Origin of the sequence: Flagellimonas onchidii, from assembly GCF_004804315.1 — a bacterium.
GTDB lineage: Bacteria > Bacteroidota > Bacteroidia > Flavobacteriales > Flavobacteriaceae > Flagellimonas > Flagellimonas onchidii.
The window spans coordinates 1-7,442 of record NZ_SRXX01000038.1 but is presented as its reverse complement, the minus strand read 5'-3'; the positions used below and the strand labels follow the sequence as shown (position 1 = coordinate 7,442).

At 33.4% G+C, this 7,442-nt stretch carries 5 protein-coding genes; all 5 read right to left on the bottom strand.

Features of this window, described 5'->3' with window-relative positions; all coding sequences use genetic code 11:
* Positions 1 to 116: 116 nt before the first annotated feature.
* A complete protein-coding gene (locus E4661_RS18675; protein ID WP_136468983.1) occupies positions 117 to 1,460 on the bottom strand; it encodes an RICIN domain-containing protein in 1,344 nt (447 codons plus the stop codon).
* Positions 1,461 to 1,838: 378 nt separating this feature from the next.
* Positions 1,839 to 3,209, bottom strand: coding sequence for a hypothetical protein (locus E4661_RS18670; RefSeq protein WP_136468982.1), 1,371 nt, complete (start codon positions 3,207 to 3,209; stop codon positions 1,839 to 1,841).
* A gap of 5 nt (positions 3,210 to 3,214) precedes the next feature.
* Entirely contained in the window at positions 3,215 to 5,356 is a 2,142-nt protein-coding gene (locus E4661_RS18665; RefSeq protein ID WP_136468981.1) for a PLL family lectin, read from the bottom strand.
* A 119-nt stretch (positions 5,357 to 5,475) separates the two neighbouring features.
* Positions 5,476 to 5,871 carry an ester cyclase gene (locus E4661_RS18660; protein ID WP_136468980.1) on the bottom strand — a complete coding sequence of 132 codons (396 nt, stop codon included), beginning with the start codon at positions 5,869 to 5,871 and terminating at the stop codon, positions 5,476 to 5,478.
* 75 nt (positions 5,872 to 5,946) lie between these two features.
* Positions 5,947 to 6,795 (bottom strand): helix-turn-helix domain-containing protein, encoded by an 849-nt coding sequence (locus E4661_RS18655; RefSeq protein ID WP_136468979.1) that lies wholly within the window; start codon positions 6,793 to 6,795, stop codon positions 5,947 to 5,949.
* Positions 6,796 to 7,442: the final 647 nt, after the last annotated feature.

Sequence of the window (7,442 nt, the reverse complement as noted above, 5' to 3'; positions counted from 1 at the left end):
GGCAAGTTCTAATAATCCTAACTTTGGTTTGATGATCTTTTCTTCTGTACTCATCTGACAAATCTAATTTAAGGGTTAAACTAATTTATTAAGATTGTCAGATTAAGTCTTAACTATTACAGCTTAAATTTAGCATCAATGTTCATACTTCCACCAGCAACTAATGCATTAGCTTTTGTAGTAAACGCTTTTTGTACTTCATGTAGCGTATTTTCTGATTCTATTTTAATATATCCTATTCTTCCGTAGGCTACCTCGGAAATATAAACATCATTAGCTAGTAAAGGAGGATTGGATACTAAAACTGGGTTTTGGTCTAATTTTATAGTATAGTACTTTTGAAAAAATCGGCCTATATATACATTCTTTTTCTTATTATAATCATAGTTAGCACTAGTACTTATACTTGAGCCAAAAGCATGTGCTTTCCCTTCAAAAGCTACTTTAAGCTGCCTTTCATCGTCTATTTTTTTTAATATAATACCATTATTTGCCGATACTCTTACATTTTTGTTTTCTTTCAACAAACCACTAATAGATTGTAATACACTAGCAAAATTAATTGCTGTACTTTCATCCCCAACAGTTGTAGTTAAAGCTCCAGAACTTGCAGATACCAAATCAATAGATAGATTAAAAGGGATTCTGTTATAATTTGGTGATTCTAAAGTGCCATCCATAAAAGCATTACTCTTGTATATTGCTCCTGGATATATATCACTATCATAGCCGCTTGTTATGATATACCCTATATCTTCGCTTGATGTATTTTCAATATCATATGTAACTACGGTACAAAACTCATCATTGTACTTTTCTGAATTGTTGAGAATTTTAATATCATTCCTATTACCATTGCTTAGCTTGGCAGTTAATGTTTTCTGTATACCGTTTTTATTTTTCTTGATATCACTTTTAGCATCAAATGCAAGATTTACATAAACGGGAGTTTCAACCATTTGGAATGTTAATGGAGCCAATTTCCATTTTTGAGCATTGCCATTATTACCATTCCACATCCAAATAGGTGTACCGTTGGCATCTTTCCCCCATTGTATATCTAAATAAGTTCCTAATTTGGATTGGATGTAATGGTAGCTATTACCAGCGTCTATAAATCTCCATTTTAAGTTATCCTGGTTTACAATTTCCCAAAGGTTTACTTTTGCTTGTGGGTTTTTGTTAGCATCTTGTACATGTAGTGCCCGTCCTAATTCTGATTGTATATAAAAATAACCTTCACCTGCATCAACCAGTTTAAATTTCTGTTCTTTAGTGCCTTTATAATCCCAAAGCTGTAATGGTGTCCATCTATTAGGATTAGCATCTTTAACCTCTAAGTATTTATTATTTCCAATGGCTGATTGTATGTAATAAGTTTCTCCAACTTTTTGGGCATTCAGCGAACAATAGTACAGGATGAATAATATAAAAACAGTTTTACTTTTCTTTAATACCATAACTCTTAATTATTTAATTCTAGAACTCTAATTTTTTCGAAAACAATATCATGCCTAAAACTGATAGGACCGAGACTACTATATCTATTTGATTTATATTTTGAGGGATTGGTATTCATTGTAGATATAAATTCAACTAGGTAATTGTGCCCATTTTCTGGAATTATAATTAATGACATTTGCTCTTTCCCATCCACACAATAAATTTGCTTTAACTTCTTGTATAAGTTTCTTACATTGTGCATGAAGATCTATAAATTGGACCAGTTCCTTTCTTTTTTCATTTGGTTTTATCCTTTCAATTCTTGATATTAATCCTTACTTTATTACAGTATTATTTTACATAAAAAGTGTACTATTTAGTCCACCAAATAGAGGTCAATCATTTTTAGCAGGTAGAACAATAATTTCTATTGGGCCGTTAAACATTTCAAAGTTTGCGGCAACTTTGTATAGTCTTAACGGAGGACCAAATTGACCCAAGTTTTTGCTTGAAAGCAAAAAATATGAACAGCCTTCATTTGCTGAAATCACATCGCCTTCGTATACCATGTTAACATTTTGTCTATAACCGTTTTCTGATTTTTTGTAGAAGTAAACCACGCCTGGACTATTATTCCCCGTTTGTTTCTTTCTGTCAAGTACTATCAGTTTAGTACCATCAACTGATATTTTGACAATGTTTTTGTTTTCGCCAAAATCATCTACCAGCTCTATTTTTTTGTTGGCTCCAATTTTATATAGCTTCTCCCCAGCGGAAATAAATTTGCCCTTCTTCGATACTACAAAGTCAAACTCAGAATTTCCTTTTCCTATCCCAGCAACCTTTCTTGTCCATCTTTCATTTTCCAAATCGTACACCATGAAAAAATTTTCTGCCGTTGCCCGAAAAGCTGTCACCAATCGTTTGCCGTTGCCCGACAAGGCCAACCTAACACCAAAACGATAGGATTTATCTGGTAATGGGGATTGTATTTCGTGCATCAAATTCCAGCCTATGCCATTAAAGCGATATGTCTTAACAAGACCTTTTCCTTTGCTATGTCCTGGGGTGCCAACCGCCAATATATTTCCATCGTCTGAAATAGCTACTTGGCCAAAACCTTCGCCGCTAATGACCCTCGGAAGGTAAATGTTGCCGGTATTGACCTGAGTCCCTCCATAGATTTTCCCGTGAAGCTCCTGTCCCTTGGGAACCCAAATCTGGTTTTCATCATCGAACGAATATACATTTACCTTACCGCATCCGTCGCTTGAATACATTGCTCCGTTCATGTGGTCGCTTTCACTATTTTTTATAAAATAAGCCATTGTGCTGCCTACAGCCATAGTCTTTCCATCAAAGGAGAGGGACACTTTGTTTCCAAAAAATTCGTTTGGGACATTTCCTCTCAACAACTGTCTTATTCTTAAAGGTTTACCTCTTACCATTTTATAGGTTACTAAGACTCCGGCTCCCCTCATTTTCATATTTACTTTCTCACTATTCCCCTTCAAGTCTATGCTGGTGTTATACTGAATGCCTCTGCCATAAACAACGATAGTATTGCCATCGCCCGATATTGCCGTTAGGTTTCCAAAATGGAGTTCATCACCTTTTGGTGGTTCTAGTGTAGCTACAAGGTTGACGTTGTTCCTAAGCTGTGCGCTGACCAATATGGGCAATACCAAAATCGTAAGAATGATTTTATTCCTTTTCTTCATATCTTGTGAATCGTCGATGTTCTTAGCTTTATATAAAGTTTTCATGGCAATTATTTATAATTAAAGAAATATTTCACTTTTTCTTTTTGCAGTTTATTTTTTACTGTAACATTTATTTGTCTGTTTAATGAGTTGCCACTAAAATCTTCTACATTAAGAATAAATATTTCATTGCGATCTATGTTATTGCTTTTAAAGCGTATCATGCCGTGTAGTTCTGCTTTGCACATAGGATTGCTTACATCCCCATCCAACTGATATTCGAATTCTGAACTTGTTTTGTTAATTTTCCAATTGTGTGTGTTAGATATGTTATTCATAAAATCAAGACCTTTATTAAAGGTTTTGAGACGCACTTTTTTGAGTCCTCCTATATCATTAACAACTAGTTTATATCTAAGTCTCCCACCCGTGTTTGGTTTTAGCATTACTTCAAAATCATTAGGGTTAACAGCATCTTTTTCTGTAAAAGTAAATTCAAAACCATCTGTATTATAAATAGTGAATTCGTAAGTCGGTTTTAAGGTGTCATTGCCAAAATGTGTACAGATCTCATTTTGGCTGTTGTTATACTTAACAACCATTTTGTTAAATATGATGTCAACCAGTTTAGCATCACAACTGCAATCATAATTGGTGGTAATATCTGTTCCGCCAGTATCACCAACCATTTTTATTAGCCCGTATCTTGTTTTTACTTCTTTAATTGTTCCTTTATGGCAGTCAAAAAAATCAGCACCTCCTTTAGGTAATGTAAACTCATCAATTTGTATATGCTTAGATTGAAAGTTTGGTTGAATTGATGGGTGAGAAATAATATCAAATCCCTTAATCTCTTTATCGCCCCCTTTAAATATAATTTTAGACCATGTTGCACTTACAAAATCTATGTCTGGCCATATTTTTACATTAGCAGTAGCTCGGATAGAATTGTTTACTAACTCAAATTTCATACTTACTTTACCTTCCGATGAACTTCCAATATTTCTATTGTTACCTTTAAGATGTCCTTCAGCTGTAGTAATACAACCTTCCCCAAAATTCTCTGGTTTAAAAATTTCAATGCTACCATCTACTTTTGGTATAGGTAAGTTTGTTTGTAACAAGTTTGCCCAACCCTTATTCCATTGATTGTCACTAAGCCATTTATGATATACTGACTTATCCATACCCTTTACAAATAAGTCTATACGGTTTGTTCCCCAACTTACAGAAGATATTTGTGAACTTTCAGGTAGTTGCCCTCCTAAGTTTATCCATCCTTTGCTCCATTGGCTACCGTTCCAATATTTGTGGTATACTGATTTATCCGTGCCCTTTACAAACAAGTCTATACGGTTTTCCCCCCAGCTTACAGAAGATATTTGTGAACTTTCAGGTAATTGCCCTCCTAAACTTATCCACCCTTTGCTCCATTGACTACCGTTCCAATATTTGTGATATACTGATTTATCCGCACCCTTTACAAACAAATCTATACGGTTTTTTCCCCAGCTTACAGAAGATATTTGTGAACTTTCAGGTAGTTGACCTCCTAAGTTTATCCATCCTTTGCTCCATTGGCTACCGTTCCAATATTTGTGGTATACTGATTTATCCGTGCCCTTTACAAACAAGTCTATACGGTTTTCCCCCCAGCTTACAGAAGATATTTGTGAACTTTCAGGTATCTGTCCACCTAGGTTAGTCCAATCTTTGCTCCATTGGTTACCATTCCAAGATTTTTGATAAACTGACTTATCCTTGCCTTTGACAAATAAATCTATACGGTTTTCCCCCCAACTAACAGCAGAAATATTAGAACTATATGGTATTTCTCCTCCTAAGTTTTTCCAATTATTACTCCATTGGCTACCATTCCAATATTTATGATGAACTGAGCCAGTTCTCCCCAATACAAATAAATCAATACGATTTGCTCCCCAACTCACTACTGATAGATGTTTGTTTAAAGGTTTTATGCCTCCTAGACTTTGCCATCCGTTCCATTTTTTTCCATCCCACCATTTGTTCCATATTTCTCCGTTTTTACTTTTAGCAAATACATTAATGAGTCCATTGCCCATAGATATAGTCTTCATCTCAACTATTGTATTTTGAAAGTTATTGATTGTTTTAAGGGATTCATCCTTAAAAGAGGATAGACAATAGACAACTGTCAAACAGATAATTAGAATGAATACATTTTTCATAGTTTTTGTTTTATTATTATTTAAATAATGAAGTATAGGAATCCTATACGAAATACACTTCGTACTAAAAAATCAATAAAAATTGGGTTAAATAATTACCTGTATGAAAAGGTATTGTACTAGGTAGGTTGTATTTCTTTTGAGTCAGAAATGCCTAATTGCTTCATTAATATAACTTGATCGGCCATAAGCCAATGATCAACGATTTTTCCATCTTCGATAGTATAGCGTATTACAAAAGGCAAATCCATCTCTTTATAGGTGGGAGGTATACCATTGAATTCAGCTTCGTGAACACCTTTGGCTCTCCCTCTTACCAATACTTTTTTCTCTTCAGCAATCATTTCTTCTATGAACAATTCATATCCAGGAAAGGCTCCATCAAAAAATAAAATATGGTCTATTAATTTTGGATCGATCATAAATTTTTCACACAGTTCTTTCGTTTTTTTTACACCTGATATGGCATTAAAATAACGAACTATAAATGCTCGATTTTGTTTTATCTTATCCATACTATTGCTCTTTAACAGGTCAAAGTTAGAGAGATAAAGGATACTTTTTTTGACTGTTAGTTGCAATTTGTTGCTTCATCGTTGCATATTATTTACAACCTTTGATGGTATAAACCCAAACTGTTTTTGAAAAGATCTGGTAAAATGGCTCTTACTTATAAACCCCACTTTATATCCTGCTTCACTTACATTAAAGCCATTGCCTTTAGTTTCTAATAATTCTCGCGCTACATGTAATCTGAAATATAACAGATATTGACTTGGAGACATATTTGTCAACATTTTCATTTTACGATATAACTGAGCCCTGCTTAATGACATAGCAGAGGCTAAGGCACTTACCTTGAAGTTATGATCATCCATATGTGTTTGAATAATAGTATTTGCCCTTCTAAGAAAGAGGCCTGATTTTGCACTTTTTTGGTCAGCAGCGTTCTGCATTTTTTTTAGATCACTAAAATAATTGGATAATCTATTCTCAATTTCCTTATAATACGGGGTGTAGCCAAGATTATTCTTATCTTTATCGTCAGTTTTTGTTCTGTTTAAAGTATTTATTGGTATTTCTATTTTAAAGATTGTTCCATTTTCTATTCGTTTTGTATTAAAGGAATAATTTAGCTCGTTTGTAATTTCACGGATTCTACTTAAATCCGCACCTGTATTAGAAATTTTCAAAACAGCATTTTCTGTAGAACAGTCAAAACTTATACTTACTTCATAAGATTGTGGTGTATATGAAATGATACTGCTTATTACATTTGAAAATTGTGGTATAATTTCTTCGGGGTTGTAAGAATCTTTCAAAGATTTAATTTTACTTCTGAAGCTTAAAATAACACCTTGCTGATTTGCATAAGGTTTTAAGTTCCTTATTAATCTTTTAAATAATGGAACTAAATCTGTTGAAGTTTTTAAATACATAAATGTTTTCTTGCCGTTTGACTTGTTTAAAAGTAACAAAAAGTGAAAGTCTATAACAGAAAGAAAATATATTTAAAATAACAAATACAGTCTTTTTTTTAGTTATAAATTCATTTTATATTTGAATCGCTTTAAAAAGCAAATAGTAACAAAAGTTCTTGTCAAATAAGTTACCTATTCGGTCACCAAGTGTTTCTAATAAAACGTAACTATTTGATTTTTAAAAATATAATGGGATTGGCTGACATCCTGCCACCCCGACGAACCTAGAAATAGGTCAACAAAAAGCATCGTTAATCATTTGATTTTCAATGATTTTTATTTTTATGATGTTATATAATATCATTTAAAATCAAATAAAAGGTGTACTATCCGGTGTACGCACTATTGCGATTTTTATCGTAACTTGATAGGGCTTTAGGGCGTGATTTAACTTTCGACTTTGCATAAAAAATGTTCAATTAAAAAGTCGATAAGATGCAGGAAAACAGTATATTATCCGTTATTTTCTTCATGAGAAAATCTGTAATGCTCCCCGAAAACTAGACCAGTTGCTTGGTTAAAAAACGAAAGTTTAAATTTAACCGAGATTATGAAAGGAAAACGAAGAAAGTTCAGTCCCCAGTTCAAGCCTGTATTACCGACCA